Here is a 21,503-nt window from a genome sequence, read left to right on the forward strand (position 1 = left end):
GCAAAATAATTGTTTATTATGACACCTTTTTTCGTTAAATTAATTTTGCGTAAGTACTTACCTCTTCCAGAATAAGGATGCGTTTTTTCTGTTCGGAAATCACCCCAGACTTAACTTCAATCACACGCGTCAGTTCATCAATAGCCTGTTTTTTTTCAAGCAACAAAGCAACACTCTCCGACAGCAAAGAACCGGCTTTATCTTGTTGTTTTATATTTGAAATATCGGCTAAAATCATGGCTTTATTATAGCCTTTATAGTGGCAATAATGAACACAAAAACAGCTAAAAAACAGACTCATATTGAAGTTTTTTATGACCTTTCATCGCGCTAATATCAAAGCCATCCAGCAGCCAGTTTAACTGCTGGCCTGTTAAGGTTAATGTCTCTTCCTCACCCTTAGGCCACTTAAATGTTTCTTCTACCAATGACTTGTAATAAAGGACAAAACCATTATCTTCCCAAAACAGGCATTTAATCTTATTCCGCCGTTTATTCGTAAAGGCATAGAGAGCCCCCTCAAAAGGATTATGCCCTAACTCACATTCAACAATCGCCGATAAGCCCCGATGTGACTTACGAAAATCAATGGGCTGCCGATACAGATACACTTCTGTCAAAGACAGAGAGGGACGCATAACAACCGTCATCGCAACAGCTCAAGCAGTGGTTGAATACACGGCATAGTATCCTGCGTAATACCTTCCAACCGAATACCATCATTAAATTGCAAAGATAATCCTGGGACTGGCGCAGATGAACGATCCCCGTCAACCCGAATACGTGTAAACCCTGTAGGGGAAGTAGTCGGCTTTACAGTCGATTTACGTTTCCAGTAGCCTAACTTTTGCGGACATAAATCATGCTGTCGACAATAAGCTACCTGTGATTGGCCTGATGCCTGCCAGTGCTCTATGTGAATAGGCCAGAAAGTCTTTGCCTGTATTTTTTCTAACGCTGCCATTTAAAATTCCCCGTGGTATTTAACAATGGGGATAGTTTGGCATTAATCTGAGTTGCCGTGAAGTACGCTGACTATTGAGCGCTTACCCTGCAATGTAATAGATAGGTCTCGCCTTCAGATGTTAGGCGTATATTGCGGGTTGTTCTATGTACCAAGCGCACGCTTAAACTAGCTTCTAACGCGCTAATTTCTTTACTTATTTGCGACTTTGAAGTGTTTCTTTGTTCTGCCACCCGAGTAAAACTTCCCAGCTCTGCCAGGCGTAGAAAGGCTTCCATTGATTTAAGCTTATCCATTTATTAGCCCCTAATGACGAACAGTACGTTCATATTGTATCTATTTATTAAGTCAATGAGCAAGTGTATGATCAGTTCACATCAAATATTAACAACAAAGGAATTATTATGTATCAACTTTACTACAGTCCAAATGCTTGCTCACTTGCAACCCAAGTAGTGTTACATGAACTAGGTCATAAAGTAGAAATTATCGATAAACGTGGGGTAACTAATTTTAATGAAATTAGTGCCACCGGCGCAGTGCCTGCACTCAAAGATAACGATGCCGTTTTATTAGAGGGTGCGGCTATTATGATTTATTTACTGGAAAAACAGACGACGCCAATGTTTTCTAGCAACCCTATTGAAAGAGCTCAGGCTATAGAAGATATTATGTTTGCTAATGCGACAATGCATCCCGCCTACAGTAAGTTGTTCTTTATATCATCTCTGGATATAGATGATACTGCAAAGAAAATAGCACTAAATGCAGCCGCGGACAGCATTAACTCCCTCTGGAATATTGTTGAGCAACGCTTGCAGGAAAATGATTTTTTAGGTGGAGACCATTATTCCGCTACTGATATTATGTTAACCGTCTATTCTCGATGGAATCAGTTTCATCCTGTTGATATTCTACTGGGAGAACGCACTCGCAATCTGTTAGAACACATCTCGAATTTAGCGAGCTTTCAACGGGCTATTGCAAATGAAACGAAGCAGTCAGCTATTTATGAAGCTTGAGTATCAGTTGAAGTTTGATATAAGGAGTAATCATGACCGATCCTGATTTAATTGAAATAACACGGCTGTTAAATGAATATTTCGAGGGGCTTTATAACGCCGATACAAAACGGTTACGACAGGTTTTTCATCCTACGGCTAATTTGCAGTCGCAAGGTTTAAGGCTTACACGAGATGAGTGGTTGCATCGCGTTGTCAATAGAGCGATCCCCAGCGAGATAAATGAAAGCTATCGCTATAAAATTATCAATATTGATATATTGGGTGAGCAAGCAATGGCGAAGGTTGAATGCCCGCTTTTGGGGAATTTCTACATAGACTTTCTGTCTTTACTGAAAGAAAAGGGGCAATGGACAATTGTGAATAAAATGTATGCTAATGCCCCTGAAAATTATCAACGGCAATCTAATACTGGAGAATAGTAATGCCTTATGTAAACATTAAAATAACGAATGAAGATGTCACCACTAAACATAAGCAGGCGTTAATTGCAGGTGTCACAAAATTGCTTTCTGATGTACTGGGAAAGAATCCCGCAACTACCGTAGTCGTTATTGATGAAGTAGAAACGGACAATTGGGGAATAGGAGGTGAGTTAGTGACTGAACGAAGAAAACGGGGAGAATAAGGTGATATTTTATATTCTCCATATAGAACCATACTACGATTGGAAATTCAGCAACTTTGTTGAATAGTGTTAAGTTTCCAGCGAGCTCATGCAATGAGCTTTTATGAATATTTCTCATCACACATTATTTTTCGCACTGTTAATGTTGGTAGCGGGTTTAGGAATACCAATAATGGCCGCATTAAATAGCGGGTTAGGTGTTAAACTTCATAGCCCTACGCTAGCAACCACAATTCTATTCTTTGTTGGTGGGGCTATTTCACTAGGACTATTTTTCCTTACTGGTGGTATACCAAAGTCCGTTTCGCAAGAACCTATTCCACTGTATTTTTATTTCGGTGGAATTTTTGTAATAATATATATTCTGGGTATTACATGGGTTGCACCGAAGTTTGGTGTTGGAAACGCTGTGTCTTTTGTATTATTGGGGCAGTTAATATCTATGGTTATAATAGATCATTACGGCCTATTAGGTGCACAATATAACCCAATTACTAACCAGCTGTAAACACCAGCGTATTATAGGCTTGGTCTTTATGGTTGCTGGTGTTTTTCTTACCGTTCGCCGCATCTAATCGAGCGATACGTGTTATTTGAGAGCTATAAATCCAACGAATAAGGTTAGATTGTGATCGCGAAGCGAGCCACAATCTGAACCGTTTGTTGGACAAGCCCGGCACGATAGTAGGAATTCATTTAATGCGCTCTATGAAAATAGCTTTTTGTTGATCAGCCCGACTGATGAATCGAACCTCTGTTTTTACCTGTTTAACTGAACTTTGAGCGTTGTCCATTGCAGTCAACTCTCAAAGTCCAAGTATCGGAGCAAAATTCTGCCTTAATCTCCGATTTTAGCCCAAGCAACTCCCTCAGCATTTAATCCGCTGATAGCCTGGGTCGAAGTGTTTAAATTTACATAAGCGCTAGTGATTCCAATTGTTAAGTTGGCAAAGGCTGAAACATTATTTCCACCCTGGGTATTTGCCGACGCCCAACAACCATCGCCCCGCCACAACATTTGCAACTGAATGCCGGCCGTACTTTGAGTGCACGCAATATCTTCGTCGGGTCAAACTTTAGCAGGGAGTGAATCAACTTAATAACACCCTTGCTATTCGGATGTAAAAAGCCATAATTGCGCGCACGACGAAAGCCTTTAGGCAAAACATGTTGCAGCACCAGCCACAGAAATTTAGCCCCCGATACCGTTTTGGTTTGATAGCGTTTGGTTTTGCTGTCTTGATAACGGTAGGTTACTTTGCCATTTTGGCAGGATAAGATATCCTGTTCACGAATCACACCACGATACAGGTATCGACCCAGATATATCAATGCTTTATCGCCTGCACCGACAAACTTACAATCGACCACCCATTTTTCCGGAATAGCTGTGGGAAATGGCAACTTTTCTTCGTTCATACGCGCTAGCATCTTTGCACGAAATACTTTTGCTAGTGCTTTATGATGAAACAGGTATTTGCCTTCCTTAGTGCGCCAGAGCTTCTTGATTTTATCCACGATTGCCGCAGGCATAATGACATGAATATGCGGATGATAATTTAATTCGCGTGAGTGTGTATGTAAGACAGCAATCGCCCCGGCATCGCCTTGCAACTGCTTATCATTTTTACTAAAACTCTGTAAAGTCGCCCAGGCACAGTCAAACATCATACTGTAAAGTAACCGCGGATGCTGCCTGGCTAACGACCTTAACTGCGCAGGTAAGGTAAAGGTATTCATAAAATAATCAGCAGGGACTTGTTTTTGTACCTGTCGTTCAATCCATTGTTGACTCTCATGATGTTGACAATGCGGGCAGTTACGCTGGCCACAGGAATGAGGCACAAAGGTTTGATAGTCACAGTCTGCACAGTTAACCTGCATCACAGGACTCAGCTGTGTCCGACAGCTCTTCATGGCATGTAATGCACTGATCTGATTGGAGCGTAAACGAGATTGATACTCGCTTAAAAAGTCAGACTGAAATTGATCAATCACTGCAGCTAGGGTTATCATGAAATCTGCCCCCAGTGAATAGAAAAGTCATTGACTAACTGATTAATGTGCAGCTCTGCATTCTCATCGGTAATATCGGTCAAATGCGTATAGCGAGCCGTGGTTACTAAACTGGTATGGCCCAGAATCTTCTGCAACTCAACTAAATCAACCCCGGCTTCTAACAGGTGAGTGGCGTAACTGTGGCGCAGCGAGTGGCAGGAAATCTTTTTTTTAGTCCCATTTCTTGCGTCACAAGACGGATTGTCTTCTGGATGCCACCGCGATCAAGGGGGGATTCAGCAAGATGTGCACCTTTTAGACCCCGGGCACGGTTGGGAAATACCAGCACTGGATTTTTATGCACAGCCCAAAACTTACGCAACACCTTCAAGGTATTCACAGGCAAAGGCACAAGCCGATCCTTATTGCCTTTGGCATTGCGAATATGTACCCGCATGCGTGTCGCATCAATATCACCTACTTTCAGGCTTAAGCCCTCGCCCAAACGTAAACCTAGACTGTAAATCGTAAAATAAAAAACTCGATAGCTTAGATTACGGGTCGACATAAACAGTTGTTGTGCTTCAACCACAGTGACAATATCGGGTATACGCGTACATCGTGGTGGTTTAATCATTAGCACATCAACCCACGGCTTTTGTAGCACATGTGTATAGAAAAACTTGAGACCATAGAGATCTAGTTTCACGGCACTCCAGGAAAGGCGGCTTAAAAGAGCATGAAAATAATCCACCAGTTGATCTTGCGTTAAGTTATCCAGATGCCCCTGAAAGTGTTCCCCGATACGGCGAATAGCGCGTGAATAAGCGTCAATGGTTTTGGGTTGCAGTCCCTTAAGCTTTAAATGCTTACAGTGCTGGATATAATAATGGTTGAATTTAAGCTCTATCGATGGTGTCATAACAGTGTAACCTCATTATTGTTAGTTGGATGAGCTTACAAGTTACCTGTTATGCATATAACAGGCAATGAGGTTACACTTTAAATTTAAGGGATGCGCTGTTTTTCTCCGCGATAGCGGCTTCGTCCAACAAATTGCTGCAACGGACGAGGTAAATTAAACAAAAATTAATTTAAAGGAGAATGTATTTTGATAAAAATTTCAGTGAGTATTGATGTCTCAAACTTGAAAAAAGCAGAGGCTTTTTATGTTGAAGCTCTTGGTTGTAAGAAAGTTCGTGACCAAGGTGATAATATGGTTGTTCTTTCTGTAGAAAACTCCGATATATATCTGCAAGAAAAAGAACCTGGAACAAACCCCCTCAAATCAAGTGATGTTGTCCGTGACTATAAGCGTCATTGGACACCTATCCACTTAGATTTTCTCTGTGAGAATGTCGATGAACTTGTATCAAAAATATTAGAATATGGAGGTTCACATGAAGGAGGAGATAGTGGTGATTGGGGTTCTATTGCTTATTGTGCAGACCCGTTTGGTAATGGGTTTTGTATAATTAACGAATAAAACAGTAATCAGGATCAATATGTTATTTATTGCAAACACTAAAACAAACCTAAGAGGGATAGGAAGGGGGGTTTATCCCCTCCCTCCCGCGCCACCCTGCATACGGGTCCGTACAGGGTGGTTACCAAGAGTGCCGAACCGTAGTCGGGCCAATGAATATTAAACAAACCGTTAATATTCATTGTGGATTTTACTTATCCATCAACGCGCCTGTTAACTCTTAAGGCTGCCGGTCGGCCGCAACTGAGCACAAAGCATGATGGGTGGTTTCCTCCCTTGGCTTCAGGCCTTCGCTTCATCATAACGTCATGAATCCACTACTATGCCGTTTGCTGACTTCTGCCCAATCACCCAATGCATTACTGCAAAAGGCGCTCCCGTCCTTTGACGGGCGCAAAGCTAAACAGATCCCCCCGGGTAAGAACATGATCTTTCCCTATACAACCGCTGCATTTACCATCCCACAGAGATCTGGATGGGCTTCGTCATGTTGTGCTGACTCGCCCTGAGGTTCGGCCTTATATGCAGTTTCTGTCCGTCGGCTCATAGGTTTGCACTTAGGCTTCTTTCAGACGGTCGCTCGCCCTTCCGCTCTTGCCATCGGCTAGTACTTTTTAAAGTTGCCAAAAATGACAATTTCCCAGATAACGTACGAGGGACTTTCACCCCATAAAATCATGCCCATGCCGGGCACACATAAATTGCTGCAACGGACGAGGTAAACTTGTCGCTTTGTGACATCAGCCGACTAAGTCAAAAATACTGAGGACTCCCTTCGTGCGTAGGAAGATATTAAGTCTCCTCTAATGAGAAAGTCAAATTCTGAACACCTGATCTCGACATAATAAAATCAAAAGCTTACTGTTTTTACAAGATAATTAAGATGATACTAAAACGCGTAGGTTGGCGCTGAGTATACGAAGTCCAACATGATATTGCACAGTGATTGTTGGGCTTCGTATACTCAGCGCCAACCTACATGTCAATCATTGGTATCAAATTATTATCCTAGAGTTCAGGTGGTCTGAAGTTTGTTTCAAAGATTAAAACCGGTAGCGGGACAGACAGGTATGCGGTTCAACTCATAAAGCTAGCTTCTTAAACTTTATGAATCGATCATTGTTTTTTCATCAATGAGATTATTTAATTTTTCCGGCAATATTGATTGCTGAATTTTTGATAGAAATAGCTATTAGATCAGCAGTCTTAATAGAGCCTACCGCTCTAACCATAGTAAGCCCGCCAATTAAAACAGCTAATACCGCCCATCCCCTTGATAGGCATTCTTCGTGCGAAACACCATCAAACCCTTTAGCCATAAGCTCAACTATGTCGATCATTTTTTCCTCATAGATAGCGTGAAATTCAGGTTTAGTGCGAACAACTTCGGGCGAGAGAGTTGTCATTGCACAGCCACATGAAAGGTTATCACGGTGCGCTTGCCCTAGATAATAATCTGAGAAAGCCACAATCCATTGCTTACCATGCTGAAGTTGAAATTCAGGGATTGCAGCAATCACCTCATCAAGACCTACCGACAATGCTGCTTCAAATGCACCATCTTTTGAACCTAAGTGGGCATAAAAGGCACCCGAAGTAACTCCAGCTTCTTTCGCAATACCATCAACACCAATACCGGCATAGCCATGACTTCTAAAACATTGACTTGCTGCGTTGATAATACGTTTTCTTGTTTCTTGTTTCTTACTTAATTTTGTCACTTAAATATCCTACCCCTTGACTGTATTGGCATTATAACTGTGTTCAAAATTAAAACATAGTGGTCGTTATATTTATCTTGACAATATAACGATCACTATATAATATAGACGCACCCAATAAATATAACGTTCACTATATTTATTGGGTGAACTGAAGTTGCCTTAAAACAACTTCTATTTATCACAAACAATTAACTTAGGATTGGGGATGAAATAACTTGTGCATTATGACGCAGGATTTTTGTTCGTATTCAAGGCGTGGAAACAGGCGCATAGCGAGCTACGTAACTGTTTTCGCAACACAGAATACGGACAAAAAGACAAGTCAGAATGCACAAGTTATACAAGTCCCATTCCTTGACTATTATTGGAGAATACTATGCCATTAACACTTACTCTTACTGAAGGCGCTATCCCTGCTGGCTCTGAAAAAGAAGCTGTTCAAAGAATTACTAATTCAATGCTTGAGCATCATGGGCTTTTAGGTAATAAAGCAATGACACCTAATGTAACTGCGCATGTGTCAGTGCTACCAAAAAACTCTACCTTCTCAGGTGGCGAAGAATTTTCAGGGGTGTGGATGGAATGGAAAGTGCCATCTTTTGCCTTTACCTCCCGAGAGGTTCAGTTGGCTCATTTTGCCGAAGCGACAGAGATTATCAGGGAGCTATCGGGCGGTAAGCAACCGGCAGAGCACATCTATTCAAACGTGGTTCATACGGTAGACGGTAGCTGGAACTTCAATGGCATCGCCATGACAAACGAAGAAATTGGGGAGGAAATAGCCAAAGGCTAACCGATAGCTCACACGATCAGAGTGCCGGAATAAGTCGAGCACTCAATCCAAAAACAGAGGAAGAGACAATGAAAAATTATTTATTGATTCACGGTGCCTGGGGCGCTGCTTGGGAATTCAACAAGGTTGCTGAATTACTGTCCAATGATGGTCACAATGTGATTGCTCTAGACCTGCCGGGTCACGGTGAAAACAATGCCGAGATTCCCGATGTGACGATGCAGTCGTATGTAAATACCATCGTAGAGGCGATTGAAAAACTGAACGATAAGGTTGTACTGGTAGGGCATTCGTTAGCGGTCGCTATCATTTCGCAGGTCGCCGAGGTGATCCCGGAAAAAATAGATCGCCTGGTGTATGTCGCGGCAATGTTATTGAAAGACGGCGACTCGGCCCTGGAGGTTATGCAAAACGATCCCGGTGGTGAGTTACTGCCCAATACCATTTTCTCTGCAGACGGCACCTACGCAACGATTACCGAGGAAACTGTGCGTACTGTACTGTTAAACGATGTAAAGGATGCCGACTATCTGGACAAGATTGTGCCCAAATTTTTGTTTAAGCAGGCCACGGAGCCGTTCATGGCGATCGCAAACCTGAGTGAAGAGAAGTTTGGTTCTGTGGACAAATATTACATCAAGGCGTCCATGGACAAGGTAATCTCTCCTGAGGCACAGGACAAGATGCTCACTAACTGGAAAATCCAAAACGTGGTGACCCTGGAGTCCGGGCATTTTCCATTGACGTCTATCCCCGAACAATTGGTAGCAGAGATCCGGCGCATAGGTTAAGTCCTTTGTCCCGGTGAGGGCTGGTTATTGATTTTCGGTATCAGCCCTCTAATTTTTACTCACACTTTATGAAAGAGGAATAATTATGAACCCCTTACACACTGCAATGCTGGTTTTGGATCCTCAGAATGATCTCACCGATCCATCCGGCAAGCTGTTTCCCGCAACCAAAGCGGTACTGAATGAATTCAACGTGATTAATAACATCAACACACTGACTGGACATTATCGTGATGCGGGCGCAACGATCATCTACAGCCCGATTGTTTTTTCGGAGGGCTATCCGGAGGCTGGTGAAAGTCCTTACGGTGTCATTGCCTCGGTGATCGAAAGCGGAGCCATGATCAAAGGGACCCGGGGCGGGGAGATAGACGCTGCATTCGATAAAAGAGACGGGGATATTGTCATTGAACGCAGCGCCATTATTGCCTTCGAGGGAACCGATCTCGAACAGAAACTGAAGGACAAGGGCATTAACTCAATCATTTTGGTGGGCTTGCTGTCTGACATCTGCATCGAAGGCACGATGAGAGCGGCGTACTCAAAAGGGTATGAGGTGTATACCTTAACGGATGCCACAGCAACGATGAGCCTTCAAAAGCAGGATATAACCCGCGAACACAGCTTTCCCTTGTTTTCCAAGGTGGTTGATACGAATACGGCTTTATCCTTTATCGGGTGAGAACTCGACATCACTCTTTAATGCTATAGAGGCCAGTACCAGTGCTTTTTATGCATGGAATCAGCAGCCTGAAATGACAGATAAAACCAGGAAAAGAGAGGCGTTTGATATCAGAGTACGCAATATTTTTGAGGAGAACAGAATTGTTATGGATCACGTCGCATCTCTAAAGAATTAGAAAAATTAGGTATTAATGCGGGACGCTATATAAACAATTGTGACATCTTACTTTTTAGGAGATAAATACCATGACTGAATTTAACCTACACACTGAAGAAACTGCACCAAAGAATAGTAAAACTCTTTTAGCTGGTGCCAAAAAGACCTATGGATTCATACCCAATTTGTATGCTGGGCAAGCTGAAGCACCAGCGTTACTAGAAGGCTACTTGTCTTTGGCAACGACCTTTAACAAAACTGCTCTATCTGAAACCGAACGTCAAGTTATCTTGATCGCCAATAGTCGCTTGAATGGCTGTAATTATTGCGTCGCCGCGCACTCTACCATAGCGAAGGGTGCAGGAGTTTCTAACGATGTGCTGCAAGCTTTACGCAATGGAACGAAAATTACAGACCCTAAGCTTGAGGCACTTCATCAATTTGCTGTATGTATCAACGAAACTCGAGGTTGGGTTGAACAGAGTGATTTGGACTCATTGTTTGCTGCCGGATATAATAGACAGACAGCTCTCGAAGTCATTGTTGGAACAGCTCTTAAAGTCATGTCCACATACACGAATCACCTACTAAGCACTCCTCTTGATGATGCTTTTAAAGCGGATACTTGGTCAGCAGACAATTCCAATATTAAACGTGCGTAATGATGTTTAACTAGCAATAATCTGAATTGTTGGATTATTGCTAGAGAATTTAATTATGCACACTTGGACGAAGCCGCTATCGCGGAAAAAAACAGCGCATTCCTTAAATTTAAAGTAAAACGCCGCCCTAAAGCGTACCCATTGCTAACAGAGCCACGAGACCAGGCTTGTGAAGCTATTAATACATAAGAAGTTTTTCTTAAGTAAGCAGTACTAGGGTCAGTATCGATTGAAAATTAAAATAATTCAATGTCTGCAGTGGATCGATAACCGCCAGACAATGTGAATACTGACTATTTTTTATTGCATCGAGAACCAATAGGGTCAGCCTCAATGTCATTAAGTTAATCGCAAGTCATTGAATATGCTATAATATACACCAGTTAAATAAAAAACATAAGGCGATAAAATGAATCAAAACCTCATTATTAGAGAATGCTTATAAACTAATCAGCAAAACTATTTCCTGTGACTTGTTCAAAGCCAAACACCGTCTGACAGAAAATAGTTTTAACCGAACGCGCAAGCTTCCCTTTTCAGTGCTTCTAACGTATTTTTTGAACCTAACAAAGGGCTCTTATCAACAAGAACTTGATAATTTCTTTGCCGTCATCCAATCAAACCCTGCACCAACACAAGTCGTTACAAAATCAGCTCTGACACAAGCTCGAAAGCATTTATCTCATACCGCATTCATTAACTTAAACCACCAAGTGGTTAATGACTATTATACTGACCACCCAGCACTCAAAACCTGGAAAGGCTTTCGGCTATGCGCTATTGATGGCTCAAAACTTAGATTGCCTAATGAACCAGATATTATTGAAACGTTTGGTGTTCATACTGGCAGAGAAAGTCAAAAGGACTGTTCATTAGCCCTCGCCTCGGTCTACTACGATGTCCTTAATCATATTCCAGCATCAATCCTGTTCATGCCTCAGAACGAGACTGTGCAGCAGCCCATCTGGAATCCGCTTTGCCCCACGATCTATCCCTGCTTGATAGAGGCTACAATGCATTCTGGCTATATAGTTTGTATCAGGCAAAAAAACAGTCCTTTTGTATGCGAGCCAAACCAATAGAAAACCAATAGGGTCAGTCTCGATTGAAGTAAAAGATTTCTTTCCTGTTACATCCAATGAGAATATAGAATTCTCCGTACTTTCCAATCCAATTTTTCTTTCTTTATCTTTAGGTTTTTTGCTCTAAATCGAATGACAAAACAACGATTCCTATTCTTTGCTCAGTTTCAACTCTTTGATGGGCTTGGACAATTTGATTAATCGAATATATTTTGTCGACTACAGATCTAATTTTACCCACTTCAATCATCGTCTTTAATGCAACGAGTTCCTCTTCTTTTTCACCGGAAAATGAGAATATTACTTTTTTGTCTGTTAATTTTGACGTTACTACAGATCGTAGCATATCAACTAATTTCGGATTACCCATCAGATAACGCCCTTTTGGATTTAGGGCTTTTATAAAATCTGAGTAACGACTATGCGCAACCATATTAAATATGACATCATAAGTTTTATCCTGATTTGTCGCATTTTCTTGAGTGTAATCTACAAAATACTCAACACCTAGTTGACGTAACATCTTTTCTTTTATGGGACTATCTACCGCTGTTACCTCTGCACCCATATTTTTTGCTATTTGTATGGCAAAGATACCAATACTCCCTCCTGCACCATTTATTAAAACTGTTTCACCTGCTTTTATATTTGCTTTGCTCATGAAATGAAGAGCATTAAGTCCACCCAAAGGAACAGCGGCAGCTTCTTCAAAACTCATATTACTGGGATTTTTCACAATGGTATAACTATCCGGTAAACATAAATATTCACCATATGCACCAAGTCGCATTTGCGTAGAACCAAATACTTTATCGCCCACAACAAATTTAGTTACGTTATTTCCAATACCCTCAATTTCACCAGAAAAATAACCTCCCAACACATTTTTCTTGGGTTTAAATACTCCCCACATAAGCCTTAAAGGTAACCAAAACCATTTAACTGCAAAATTAAAGCTTCTCATCTCACAATCAGCTTTTGTTACTTCAGCTGCATGTACTTTTATTAACACTTCGTTATCTTTAGGTTTTGGCTTTTCTATTTCTTTAACCTGAAGAACATCTGCTGCCCCATATTTGTTGTACACAATTGCTTTCATACTTTTCTTGGATAATTAATTTTATGTAATACCTAAATCCTGCAAGCCCATATTTTGACTCTCATTAACCTGTCTAGCTAAGTGGTTATTAGGTTTTTACTGCCGCTTTGCCAGCCCTCTTTGTCCAACCGATCAAAATATCCAGATTTAAATCATAAATAGAGGAAATTTTTTGTATCGTATGGATATCCCCCGAGCCCAAGGCAATAAACACCCTGCCAACGTGCCATGACCTTTTAATCAAAGTGACTTAACTTCGGTTAATGTTAAGCGAGTAACCCCACCTTAACCCAATCATCCCATTCCTGTGGATAGAGCGGATCTGCAGGTGTTCTGACTCTCAGCTGATTATTGCCTGTGAGTAATTTTCCAGCCACCCGAATCAGATAAGTACGAAGTGTATCCGGCTCCCATTGGCACAACGTTTTGTTGCCACTCAATTGAGCCATCCAGCGCACGGTATTGTAGGCAAGAACGGCGCAATGAAATAATGCGGCATTAGCCAGAAATTGATTCGTTCTGATTTTACCTAAACCCATTTGTGATTTTGCTTCTTCAATCCATGTTTCGCACGTCGCTCGTTCACCATACTTCTTATGTGTTTGCCAAGGCGATAGAGGTTCAGTTGTTACATAACAAAAATAGTCATATTCTGCCGTATCCCAAAGCTCGGACTGAGGTCCTGTCACTTGTTTAGGTTGCTTTATCCTGACCGCGACAAACTGACGAGAGCGAGACCAGCCACCACAACGATATTGAAACTCGCTCTGCTCCCAACCGGGTCGGCCTTGTATGGCTGTCCAGGCCTGTTTGGCCAGCAATGCGTTCAAATTCTTAAGTTTAACCTTTATTAGATACCCATGCCCTCTGGTATCGAGAAATTCAAGCAAATCACCGACAAAATAACCACTGTCACCGCGAAAAATAATGCGCATCCGATTGGGCAAGTGTGCAAGTAACTGTTTGGTAAATTCTACAACACCATTGCTTGTAAAGGCATTGCCTGTCCGGAACCAGGCTTGTAAAATTTCTTTTGTTTCCGCTAGAAAAGCGAGTTGTGGATGGTATGAACGGGCACCTTTCTTTTTGGGGTTGAAGCCTTTGGCACTTCCTTCTTGTCGACCACAAACGGTGTCCACAGTTGAATCGACATCGACCCACTGGACGGATTGTATGCCAGTTTTCGATTTTCCGGAACGAAGCAATCGCCGCCAGTGTTGACCACGCAAAGTATGCGTGAGCGTTTCAAACTGGCTTATCTGCCTATCACTTACTTCTTTAAAGATCCGTAAAATTGTGGTTTCAACAGGAATCTTTATCCAGCCAGCTACTTTGCGCAGTACGCTATCTGCCCATACGGTCGTCACCTTTGCCATTGATGTTGCTCCCCCCATCATGCCAACCAACGTCAATAGAACCACATCAGATAAGTGATGGTCTGCATTTTCACCCCGCCGATGTGGAACGCTTTGTTTTACGGTTTTTTCAAAACCTATCCTGTCTAAATATTTCACGACGGGAATCAGTCCCGCCTGGCTTGTCAATCCATGTGCTGTAGATGTCATTTTTACCGTTCGGGTACGGTTTCTTACGTGAGATGAGGATTTTGATACTTTAGAGGGCTTCATTAAAACAATGAGATAGTGAAATCAGGGAAATGATATTATATCATTGTTTAATAAGGAGTTTTGTGGATTATTATGTATAATGCTTGCAGGATTTAGGTAATACTTAATTTTATCGAATAAGTGTCTTGCCAACCTAAGGGAGATGGAAAGAAATAATCATCCAGAACAGCCAGGAGAAATGGTCAAAAACCATTTCTCCAACGATGGCATTCGGTCAACAAACTGATAATACGTCTTCATTGCTTTTTTACCTACCTTTACTCCTGTTTCATATATTTTTTCTGTTAATTTAACAAGAGGTGCTTTGCCATTGTAGGTCATACTTTCGGCAAATTTTAAAGTTGTTTCAACTGTATCCATTATGTCGCCACTAATATGATTTTCATAGGCTCCCCATACTCGTTCAATTGGGTTATATTTACTATGATAAGGAGGGTAGTAGGCCAGTTTTATCTTTATGTTGCTTTTTTCAGCAAACTCCACAAGCCTTTTTATAAACTGAGTTCTGGAGCTACTGTTCTCCATACCATTGTCAGCGTGTGTGTCAGAATATCTACTCCATATTTTTCTTGAATTTCTGGCCAAATTTCTTCCAATCGGTCAACGATGAAATCACTGCTGGCATAGCCTGCTGTAAAGAAAAGGAAAAAATCATCATGTTCAGGCAGATAAAAACCAAAAGGAGTTAACTTTTCCTTAACATCTAAATCATGATCCTCTGCTTTTGTTAAAACCCGATTTCGTCCTCCCCGTGAAAAATTTCCTATATTCATTCTTGCTTTGGCATCAATTGATATACGAATCTCTTTTGGGTTGATATCTGCCATTCCATTGACTGAATGAACTTGTTCAAAAATTGCATCCGTTTCCTTGATTTTCTTATGAGGCTTTGTTTTTTGTACCTTTTTTTGATGGTAACTCAGGTCATTTAATGTTGTATTGATAGTTTTTGAGCAAGGTAATGTTTTTTCATCATAATAATCAATCTCCAGTAAACGTTTTCTAACTTCTTTAGCCGTTAGCCGGGTATATAATCGACAGGAATTAAAAGAGGGATCCGTTTGACACTCCGGTTCAGCAATTTTTTTTATGTCATCAAGTAGATGAGGAAAATGCTCTTCACTTTTATTACGCCCTCTCGCTGAAAAATTATCTTCTATGGGCTGAGTTTCAAGTTCATATTGTCCTTTTCGGATAGTGCCTCTATTCCATCCTAGTTTTTCTTCAGCAATACTTGCACCACCTGAGCCTAGTAGCTCCACCGTTTCAGCCATGAATATACGACGTACCGAGCCTTTTAAACGATGGGCTGTATTTATAATGTAAGCGCTCAATAGTCAGCGTACTTCACGGCAACTCAGATTAATGCCAAACTATCCCCATTGTTAAATACCACGGGGAATTTTAAATGGCAGCGTTAGAAAAAATACAGGAAAAGACTTTCTGGCCTATTCACATAGAGCACTGGCAGGCATCAGGCCAATCACAGGCAGCTTATTGTCGGCAACATGATTTATGCCCGCAAAAGTTCGGCTACTGGAAACGTAAATCGACTGTAAAGCCTACTACTTCCCCTACAGGATTTACGCGCATTCGGGTTGACGAGGGTATCTCACCGGATCTAGCTATTGGATTATCCTTACGATTTAATGATGGCACACGTCTGGAAGGTATTACGTAGGATACTATGCCGTGTATTCAACCACTGCTTGAGCTGTTGCGATGACGGTTGTTATGCGTCCCTCTCTGTCTTTGACAGAAGTGTATCTGTATCGGCAGCCCATTGATTTTCGTAAGTCACATCGGGGCTTATCGGCGATTGTTGAATGTGAGTTAGGGCATAATCCTTTTGAGGGGGCTCTCTATGCCTTTACGAATAAACAGCGGAATAAGATTAAATGTCTGTTCTGGGAAGATAATGGTTTTGTCCTTTATTACAAGTCATTGGTAGAAGACAAATTTAAGTGGCCTAAAGGTGATGAAGAGACATTAACCTTAACAGGACAGCCGTTAAACTGGTTGCTGGATGGCTTTGATATTAGCGCGATGAAGGGTCATAAAAAACTTCAATATGAGTCTGTTTTTTAGCTGTTTTTGTGTTCATTATTGCCACTATAAATGCTATAATAAAGCCATGATTTTAGCCGATATTTCAAATATAAAACAACAAGATAAAGCCGGTTCTTTGCTGTCGGAGAGTGTTGCTTTGTTGCTTGAAAAAGAAGAGGCTATTGATGAACTGACGCGTGTGATTGAAGTTAAGTCTGGGGTGATTTCCGAACAGAAAAAACGCATCCTTATTCTGGAAGAGGTACTACGCTTATCTAAAATAAAACGCTTTGGGTCATCGAGTGAACAATCTCATCAATCCTCTTTGTTTGATGAAGCAGAGAATGAAGCAGATAGCAGCGAGGAATTAGACCAGGAAGCTGATGAAGCACCTGAGGGCGATAAGCAGACAAGTTCTACTGGCACGAAGAAAAAGCCGGGACGCAAACCCTTTTCGGATAAGTTACCCCGCGAGCAAATTTTTATTCATTTAACGGATGAAGAAAAAGAAGGCGCTATTGATACTTTCTTCACGAAAGTGAAAGAAGAGCTGGATATTATTCCTGCTAAAGTACGTGTTCTTGAATACATGCAGGAAAAAGCGGTCTTTGTCGAACAGATTGAAGGCGAAAAGCAACGCCAGGTTAAAGCCGCACAAATGCCCAGACACCCTATTGCCAGAGCAATGGGAAGCATCAGTTTAATGTGCTTTGTTATTATCGCCAAGTATGCTGACGGCTTACCTTTATATCGGCAAGAAGGCATCTTGTCTCGTTATGGGGGTGACATCTCCAGAGCGACATTAGCAAACTGGATGATCGCACTGGCTAAACAACTTCAGCCCCTGATTAACCTGATGCGAGAGCATCAACACACAGGGGCAGTCATACTCGCTGATGAAACGCGGGTTCAGGTATTAAAAGAACCGGGGCGGCCAGCGACCTCAGATAAATATATGTGGGTGACGCTTGGCGGGCCACCGGGTGAAAAAAGCATCCTGTTTGAATACGATCCCTCTCGTAGTGGAGACGTCCCCATGCGCCTGCTTGACGGCTTTAGTGGCTATCTGCAAACCGATGGCTATGCGGGGTACAATGCCGTGTGCCAAAAAAACAGCATCACCCAGCTGGGGTGCTGGGATCATGCGCGTCGTTATTTTAAAGATGCCCAGAATGCACAGCCTAAACGCAAAAAGGGACAAAATAACAAACCCTCAAAAGCAGGTAAAGCGCTGAGCCTGATCAATAAACTGTATGTCATTGAGCGAGAAATTAAAGACCTGTCAGTGGATGAAAAATATCAGCAGCGCCAGGAGAAGAGCATTCCTGTATTGAACCAGCTCAAAGCCTATCTGGAAGAAAACCAGCATAAAGTACCTAAAGATAGCCTGACAGGAAAGGCAATGACTTACCTGAGTAACCAGTGGGAAAAACTCAATGTGTATTGCACCCATGGTGAACTCAATATTAGCAACATCCTGGCAGAAAATGCGATTCGCCCGTTTGTGATAGGGCGCAAAGCCTGGTTATTTTCTGATACCCCTGCAGGTGCTCGTGCCAGTGCAATACATTACAGCCTGATAGAAACAGCTAAAGCAAATGGGCTGGAGCCTTATGCATATCTTAAGCAGGTTCTCACTGCTTTACCTTATGCTGATACGGTTGATAAAGTGGAGGCTTTGTTGCCCTGGAATATTAAAAAATCAGATACGCCTGAATAGGGCAAGTACGTGCTTCGTTGAGCGCTTACTTTATAATCCAACCTATAATGCTATCTGTTAATATCAACAAGCTTATCTGCCTAGTGTGAGAATAAATTCAGAATTCATTATTATAAATTATTGAGACACAAGCTTACTTCGTTTGGATGATTATTTCTTTCCATCTCCCTAATTCATCATTCAATGCATCATAGAAAGACCTGAGTCTCTTTTTATTGCCTTTTATGCTTCGCCCAACAGCGAAAAAATAAATTTACTTTCATACGTACTAACCTCATTAGTTGACTCTACCTTACTGGATAGACCACTAAACACATTCTTTTCCAATGCTCGTTCATCACTTTTGTGGCCAAACACATGCGCTAACTCAAATCGAGCTAATCCACTTGAAGCCCACATCCCCTTTGCACCACCACAATCCTAGAAAAATCAGTTGTTCACGTTTTCTAGGATAATAGCTTATACAGCATATTTGCAGCAATGATCAGAAGTAATAGTACAAACGCGCGATTAATTAAACGCTCCGAGCATTGATTGCTGGCCTTCGCTCCTAGACTGGCACCGACAAAAACTGTCGGTGCCATAGCGAAAAACACAAGTAAACTGACATATCCCCATGAATAATGAGGCCGGTCTGGAATGTTCAGGCCATGAAATACAAAGCCAGCAGATCCTACCAGCCCTACGACCAAACCGGTCGCTGAAGCAATGGCTATGCATTTTTTCAAGGGAACATTGAAAGCTTTAAGTATGGGCACAGTGATGGCGCCGCCTGCAGTACCCGTTAATGCCGATACCAGGCCGGTCAGAGCAGCAATAAACCATTTCAAAATTCCCTAGGGAGCAGCGTTGGCAATAACTCTACTCTCGCTAAAAAGCCCCAAATACACTAAAACAGTCAGCACAAGAATTAAAAACAGGATCTGAAATGTCTGTACTGTGAAATAGGGAACCAGCATTAAACCTATGACAACTCCTAGAAAAATTCCACAACCCCACGTCCAGTAGTAATTTAAGTCCAGGTTGCCTTGTTTATATTGTTTTATCGAAGCCGCTAGGGCTGTGGGGATAACCAATGCCATTGACGTACCAATGGAAAAATGCATCAACAGGGTGGTTTGTATGCCTAATAGCGGAAAAACAAGCATAAATATGGGGATTCTCATGAAACCTCCGCCGATGCCGAATAAACCAGAAAGAAAGCCAGTGAATAAGCCCAGTAGCAAAAACATTTCGATTTCATGGATAATAGTCAACTCTCACCTGCCTATGTCTTATAATCCTAGAAAAATCAGTTGCTCACGGTTTCTAGCACAAGCTCTTGACCCCACCGCACTTGCAAAAAATGTTATATTAATTCAATATCTTGCATTATAAATTCGCGCTCAACTGATTTTTCTAGGATAATTAAATTTAGTAAAATATCTTGCAAACTGCTGAGGAATGTTTAGGTCTTTCTATAGCGCAATATTAATTACCTTAATATATTCCAATGCGTTACTGAAAGACCTGCCCCCTTTTCTAGCGTAGGGATCGCCCCTGTTAGCGGTCAAGTTGCTCACTCGTGGTAGAACCCAACTCATGCAGAATCGGAACTATCATCGTTCTTGAGCTCCGTAAATTTCGCTGCCATTGTGGGATTCTTTTTGGTTAATTTTTTAACGGTCAGGTCGTCAGCTTTGTTGTTGGCAAGTCGGAGATTGTTTTCAGAGCCAAGCAGCGCATCCTTGGTCTTCTGAAGATGGTCGATAGTTTTATCGATCTCCTGGATAGCTGTTTTAAATTTTTTCGATGCTAATTCGTAGTTCCGAGCGAAACCTGTCCTAAACGCATCAAGCTCGCTCTCAAAGTTTGTGATATCAACGTTCTGTTCTTTCACTATAGCGAGCTCAGTTTTGTATTTCAATGAGTTCTGGGCGGCGTTTCGCAACAATGTAATTATCGGAATAAAAAATTGCGGTCGGATGACATACATCTTTTGATAGCGGTGGGACACATCGACAATACCTGAGTTGTAAAGCTCGCTATCAGGCTCAAGAAGAGATACGAGAACCGCGTATTCACACTGTTTTTCACTCCGATCCTTGTCGAGTTGTTTAAGAAAATCTTCATTTTTCTTCTTGGTCGCTGTTTCGTCATTCTCATTCTTCATCTCGAACATGATCGAAACGATCTCAGTGTCCGAGTCATCTGAATCGCGAAAGATGTAGTCGCCCTTGCTACCAGTTCGCGCGTCGTTATCTTTTTCAAAGTATGCTTTGGGAAATGCAGTTGCTCGAATACGATTGAACTCGGTTTCGCAGTGTTGCTCGAGAGTTTCTCCAACCATCTTGGTCGAGAGGCGGGCCTTCATATCCCGGAGGCGCTCAATCTCGTTTTCACGATCCTTGATCTGCGTCTCGTACTTATCTTTGAGTGCCGTCTCAGCGAGCTGTTTTTCTAGCGTAGCTCGGTCCAGGTCACTTTTCAGTTGATTGCGCCCCTTCTCCGCTTCATTGACCGCTTCGGTAATTGCATGCTTCTGCGCAACTTCGTTAGCGCTGAGATTTGTCTTAAGCTCTTGAATCTCTGCATCTTTTTTAGCAGTGGTCTCTTGAAGTTGATTTGAATGATTTGCCTTAGCTAGCTCCGAAGTTGTTTCGCTATTTTGCTTGGCCTGCTTTAGTTCGTTGGCGAATGCGTCCCGTTCCTTTTCAACGACTTTCAGAGCCTCGGCCACAGCAAGTTGCTGCGCGACCTCACCAGCCTCTAGTTTTGCCTTCAACCCTTGAATGTCAATGTCTTTGGCTGCTGCCGCCTTCTGCATTTCGCTGCCGACTCTTTCCCTGGCAAGATCAACAGCATTTATCTTATCTTTCTCGGCCAACTCAAGCCTCTCGTGCAACTGTTCCTCAAATTCACTATCGCGAACCTGTTTCAAAATGTCCGCGTACCCAGCTTCGTCAATCTTGAATGCTTTCTTACAATGCGGACAAATGATTTCGTGCATGACTATTAATCCTCTATGTTTACAATT

23 protein-coding genes and 2 pseudogenes are annotated in these 21,503 nt (G+C 41.9%); 13 read left to right on the plus strand and 12 right to left on the minus strand.

What is annotated here, in order from left to right:
- Positions 1 to 34: 34 nt before the first annotated feature.
- From ACQY3F_RS19875 to ACQY3F_RS19890, 4 genes are all read right to left on the minus strand, one after another.
- Positions 35 to 238, minus strand: coding sequence for a hypothetical protein (locus ACQY3F_RS19875; RefSeq protein ID WP_428356794.1), 204 nt, complete (start codon positions 236 to 238; stop codon positions 35 to 37).
- A gap of 46 nt (positions 239 to 284) precedes the next feature.
- Positions 285 to 650: an IS66 family insertion sequence element accessory protein TnpB gene (gene tnpB, locus ACQY3F_RS19880; RefSeq protein ID WP_428353231.1), complete on the minus strand. Its 366-nt coding sequence runs from the start codon at positions 648 to 650 to the stop codon at positions 285 to 287.
- Positions 647 to 964, minus strand: coding sequence for an IS66 family insertion sequence element accessory protein TnpA (tnpA, locus tag ACQY3F_RS19885; RefSeq protein ID WP_428352923.1), 318 nt, complete (start codon positions 962 to 964; stop codon positions 647 to 649). The genes tnpB (ACQY3F_RS19880) and tnpA (ACQY3F_RS19885) overlap by 4 nt, the downstream gene beginning before the upstream one ends.
- Before the next feature lie 71 nt (positions 965 to 1,035).
- A complete protein-coding gene (locus ACQY3F_RS19890; RefSeq protein WP_428356796.1) occupies positions 1,036 to 1,260 on the minus strand; it encodes a LysR family transcriptional regulator in 225 nt (74 codons plus the stop codon).
- A gap of 108 nt (positions 1,261 to 1,368) precedes the next feature.
- Between ACQY3F_RS19890 and ACQY3F_RS19895 the strand changes: the two genes are divergently transcribed.
- The 4 genes from ACQY3F_RS19895 to ACQY3F_RS19910 all read left to right on the plus strand — a co-directional run bounded on the left by ACQY3F_RS19895 (position 1,369) and on the right by ACQY3F_RS19910 (position 3,122).
- Complete coding sequence (locus ACQY3F_RS19895; RefSeq protein WP_428356798.1) at positions 1,369 to 1,986, plus strand: glutathione S-transferase family protein; 618 nt, start codon at positions 1,369 to 1,371, stop codon at positions 1,984 to 1,986.
- Positions 1,987 to 2,018: 32 nt separating this feature from the next.
- Entirely contained in the window at positions 2,019 to 2,408 is a 390-nt protein-coding gene (locus ACQY3F_RS19900) for a nuclear transport factor 2 family protein (RefSeq protein WP_428356800.1), read from the plus strand.
- 2 nt (positions 2,409 to 2,410) lie between these two features.
- Positions 2,411 to 2,614: a 2-hydroxymuconate tautomerase family protein gene (locus ACQY3F_RS19905; RefSeq protein ID WP_428356801.1), complete on the plus strand. Its 204-nt coding sequence runs from the start codon at positions 2,411 to 2,413 to the stop codon at positions 2,612 to 2,614.
- Between the two features lie 142 nt (positions 2,615 to 2,756).
- The gene (locus tag ACQY3F_RS19910; RefSeq protein ID WP_428357751.1) at positions 2,757 to 3,122 is read left to right on the plus strand and encodes a DMT family transporter; all 366 of its coding nucleotides are present in this window, start codon (positions 2,757 to 2,759) and stop codon (positions 3,120 to 3,122) included.
- 431 nt (positions 3,123 to 3,553) lie between these two features.
- Here the strand turns inward: ACQY3F_RS19910 and ACQY3F_RS19915 are convergent, their stop codons facing one another.
- Together ACQY3F_RS19915 and ACQY3F_RS19920 are read right to left on the minus strand one after the other, a co-directional pair.
- On the minus strand, positions 3,554 to 4,630 hold the full coding sequence (locus ACQY3F_RS19915) for an IS91 family transposase (protein WP_428352924.1): 1,077 nt from the start codon (positions 4,628 to 4,630) through the stop codon (positions 3,554 to 3,556).
- Positions 4,627 to 5,534: pseudogene (locus ACQY3F_RS19920) on the minus strand (tyrosine-type recombinase/integrase). The gene ACQY3F_RS19915 and the pseudogene ACQY3F_RS19920 overlap by 4 nt, the downstream one beginning before the upstream one ends.
- 189 nt (positions 5,535 to 5,723) lie before the next feature.
- Between ACQY3F_RS19920 and ACQY3F_RS19925 the strand changes: the two are divergent.
- Positions 5,724 to 6,098 (plus strand): VOC family protein, encoded by a 375-nt coding sequence (locus tag ACQY3F_RS19925; RefSeq protein WP_428356802.1) that lies wholly within the window; start codon positions 5,724 to 5,726, stop codon positions 6,096 to 6,098.
- A gap of 1,139 nt (positions 6,099 to 7,237) precedes the next feature.
- Here the strand turns inward: ACQY3F_RS19925 and ACQY3F_RS19930 are convergent.
- The gene (locus ACQY3F_RS19930) at positions 7,238 to 7,819 is read right to left on the minus strand and encodes a TetR/AcrR family transcriptional regulator (protein WP_428356803.1); all 582 of its coding nucleotides are present in this window, start codon (positions 7,817 to 7,819) and stop codon (positions 7,238 to 7,240) included.
- Positions 7,820 to 8,198: 379 nt separating this feature from the next.
- On the opposite strand from ACQY3F_RS19930, the gene ACQY3F_RS19935 reads away from it, so the two are divergent.
- The 5 genes from ACQY3F_RS19935 to ACQY3F_RS19955 all read left to right on the plus strand — a co-directional run bounded on the left by ACQY3F_RS19935 (position 8,199) and on the right by ACQY3F_RS19955 (position 11,991).
- On the plus strand, positions 8,199 to 8,615 hold the full coding sequence (locus ACQY3F_RS19935) for a 4-oxalocrotonate tautomerase (protein WP_428356805.1): 417 nt from the start codon (positions 8,199 to 8,201) through the stop codon (positions 8,613 to 8,615).
- Positions 8,616 to 8,683: 68 nt separating this feature from the next.
- Positions 8,684 to 9,406, plus strand: a complete 723-nt coding sequence (locus ACQY3F_RS19940; protein WP_428356806.1) for an alpha/beta fold hydrolase — start codon at positions 8,684 to 8,686, stop codon at positions 9,404 to 9,406.
- Between the two features lie 85 nt (positions 9,407 to 9,491).
- Positions 9,492 to 10,088 carry an isochorismatase family cysteine hydrolase gene (locus ACQY3F_RS19945; protein WP_428356808.1) on the plus strand — a complete coding sequence of 199 codons (597 nt, stop codon included), beginning with the start codon at positions 9,492 to 9,494 and terminating at the stop codon, positions 10,086 to 10,088.
- 248 nt (positions 10,089 to 10,336) lie between these two features.
- The gene (locus ACQY3F_RS19950; protein ID WP_428356809.1) at positions 10,337 to 10,909 is read left to right on the plus strand and encodes a carboxymuconolactone decarboxylase family protein; all 573 of its coding nucleotides are present in this window, start codon (positions 10,337 to 10,339) and stop codon (positions 10,907 to 10,909) included.
- 473 nt (positions 10,910 to 11,382) lie between these two features.
- Positions 11,383 to 11,991: a hypothetical protein gene (locus tag ACQY3F_RS19955; protein ID WP_428356810.1), complete on the plus strand. Its 609-nt coding sequence runs from the start codon at positions 11,383 to 11,385 to the stop codon at positions 11,989 to 11,991.
- Positions 11,992 to 12,100: 109 nt separating this feature from the next.
- Here the strand turns inward: ACQY3F_RS19955 and ACQY3F_RS19960 are convergent, their stop codons facing one another.
- The 3 genes from ACQY3F_RS19960 to ACQY3F_RS19970 all read right to left on the minus strand — a co-directional run bounded on the left by ACQY3F_RS19960 (position 12,101) and on the right by ACQY3F_RS19970 (position 16,052).
- Positions 12,101 to 13,090, minus strand: coding sequence for an NAD(P)-dependent alcohol dehydrogenase (locus ACQY3F_RS19960; protein WP_428356812.1), 990 nt, complete (start codon positions 13,088 to 13,090; stop codon positions 12,101 to 12,103).
- Positions 13,091 to 13,356: 266 nt separating this feature from the next.
- The gene (locus tag ACQY3F_RS19965; RefSeq protein ID WP_428352972.1) at positions 13,357 to 14,718 is read right to left on the minus strand and encodes an IS1380 family transposase; all 1,362 of its coding nucleotides are present in this window, start codon (positions 14,716 to 14,718) and stop codon (positions 13,357 to 13,359) included.
- A 156-nt stretch (positions 14,719 to 14,874) separates the two neighbouring features.
- Positions 14,875 to 16,052 (minus strand): ISAzo13 family transposase gene (locus tag ACQY3F_RS19970; RefSeq protein ID WP_428356813.1). Its coding sequence is split into 2 segments (ribosomal slippage): positions 14,875 to 15,263 and positions 15,263 to 16,052, totalling 1,179 coding nucleotides; the frame shifts between segments, so codons are not numbered across the junction.
- Between the two features lie 74 nt (positions 16,053 to 16,126).
- On the opposite strand from ACQY3F_RS19970, the gene tnpA (ACQY3F_RS19975) reads away from it, so the two are divergent.
- The 3 genes from tnpA (ACQY3F_RS19975) to tnpC are packed head-to-tail and all read left to right on the plus strand — an operon-like array spanning position 16,127 to position 18,487.
- A complete protein-coding gene (gene tnpA, locus ACQY3F_RS19975; RefSeq protein ID WP_428356814.1) occupies positions 16,127 to 16,399 on the plus strand; it encodes an IS66 family insertion sequence element accessory protein TnpA in 273 nt (90 codons plus the stop codon).
- Between the two features lie 41 nt (positions 16,400 to 16,440).
- A complete protein-coding gene (gene tnpB / locus ACQY3F_RS19980; protein ID WP_428353703.1) occupies positions 16,441 to 16,806 on the plus strand; it encodes an IS66 family insertion sequence element accessory protein TnpB in 366 nt (121 codons plus the stop codon).
- 46 nt (positions 16,807 to 16,852) lie between these two features.
- Entirely contained in the window at positions 16,853 to 18,487 is a 1,635-nt protein-coding gene (gene tnpC / locus ACQY3F_RS19985; protein ID WP_428355929.1) for an IS66 family transposase, read from the plus strand.
- Between the two features lie 446 nt (positions 18,488 to 18,933).
- Here the strand turns inward: tnpC and ACQY3F_RS19990 are convergent.
- Together ACQY3F_RS19990 and ACQY3F_RS19995 are read right to left on the minus strand one after the other, a co-directional pair.
- Positions 18,934 to 19,719, minus strand: a pseudogene (locus ACQY3F_RS19990) (sulfite exporter TauE/SafE family protein).
- Between the two features lie 347 nt (positions 19,720 to 20,066).
- Entirely contained in the window at positions 20,067 to 21,476 is a 1,410-nt protein-coding gene (locus ACQY3F_RS19995; RefSeq protein WP_428356816.1) for a DUF2130 domain-containing protein, read from the minus strand.
- Positions 21,477 to 21,503 lie beyond the last annotated feature (27 nt).

This window comes from Methyloprofundus sp., from assembly GCF_965251085.1.
Taxonomy (GTDB): Bacteria; Pseudomonadota; Gammaproteobacteria; order Methylococcales; family Methylomonadaceae; genus Methyloprofundus.

Excerpts from the sequence above, each read along its gene's own strand:
- ACQY3F_RS19995 (WP_428356816.1), bottom strand. The coding sequence starts at position 21,476 with ATGCACGAAATCATTTGTCCGCATTGTAAGAAAGCATTCAAGATTGAC.
- ACQY3F_RS19935 (WP_428356805.1), top strand. The coding sequence starts at position 8,199 with ATGCCATTAACACTTACTCTTACTGAAGGCGCTATCCCTGCTGGCTCT.
- ACQY3F_RS19945 (WP_428356808.1), top strand. The coding sequence starts at position 9,492 with ATGAACCCCTTACACACTGCAATGCTGGTTTTGGATCCTCAGAATGAT.
- ACQY3F_RS19965 (WP_428352972.1), bottom strand. The coding sequence starts at position 14,718 with ATGAAGCCCTCTAAAGTATCAAAATCCTCATCTCACGTAAGAAACCGT.
- ACQY3F_RS19915 (WP_428352924.1), bottom strand. The coding sequence starts at position 4,630 with ATGATAACCCTAGCTGCAGTGATTGATCAATTTCAGTCTGACTTTTTA.
- ACQY3F_RS19950 (WP_428356809.1), top strand. The coding sequence starts at position 10,337 with ATGACTGAATTTAACCTACACACTGAAGAAACTGCACCAAAGAATAGT.
- ACQY3F_RS19905 (WP_428356801.1), top strand. The coding sequence starts at position 2,411 with ATGCCTTATGTAAACATTAAAATAACGAATGAAGATGTCACCACTAAA.
- ACQY3F_RS19875 (WP_428356794.1), bottom strand. The coding sequence starts at position 238 with ATGATTTTAGCCGATATTTCAAATATAAAACAACAAGATAAAGCCGGT.
- tnpB (WP_428353231.1), bottom strand. The coding sequence starts at position 650 with ATGACGGTTGTTATGCGTCCCTCTCTGTCTTTGACAGAAGTGTATCTG.
- ACQY3F_RS19910 (WP_428357751.1), top strand. The coding sequence starts at position 2,757 with ATGTTGGTAGCGGGTTTAGGAATACCAATAATGGCCGCATTAAATAGC.
- ACQY3F_RS19895 (WP_428356798.1), top strand. The coding sequence starts at position 1,369 with ATGTATCAACTTTACTACAGTCCAAATGCTTGCTCACTTGCAACCCAA.
- tnpC (WP_428355929.1), top strand. The coding sequence starts at position 16,853 with ATGATTTTAGCCGATATTTCAAATATAAAACAACAAGATAAAGCCGGT.
- tnpA (WP_428352923.1), bottom strand. The coding sequence starts at position 964 with ATGGCAGCGTTAGAAAAAATACAGGCAAAGACTTTCTGGCCTATTCAC.
- ACQY3F_RS19890 (WP_428356796.1), bottom strand. The coding sequence starts at position 1,260 with ATGGATAAGCTTAAATCAATGGAAGCCTTTCTACGCCTGGCAGAGCTG.
- tnpB (WP_428353703.1), top strand. The coding sequence starts at position 16,441 with ATGACGGTTGTTATGCGTCCCTCTCTGTCTTTGACAGAAGTGTATCTG.
- ACQY3F_RS19940 (WP_428356806.1), top strand. The coding sequence starts at position 8,684 with ATGAAAAATTATTTATTGATTCACGGTGCCTGGGGCGCTGCTTGGGAA.
- ACQY3F_RS19900 (WP_428356800.1), top strand. The coding sequence starts at position 2,019 with ATGACCGATCCTGATTTAATTGAAATAACACGGCTGTTAAATGAATAT.
- ACQY3F_RS19960 (WP_428356812.1), bottom strand. The coding sequence starts at position 13,090 with ATGAAAGCAATTGTGTACAACAAATATGGGGCAGCAGATGTTCTTCAG.
- tnpA (WP_428356814.1), top strand. The coding sequence starts at position 16,127 with ATGGCAGCGTTAGAAAAAATACAGGAAAAGACTTTCTGGCCTATTCAC.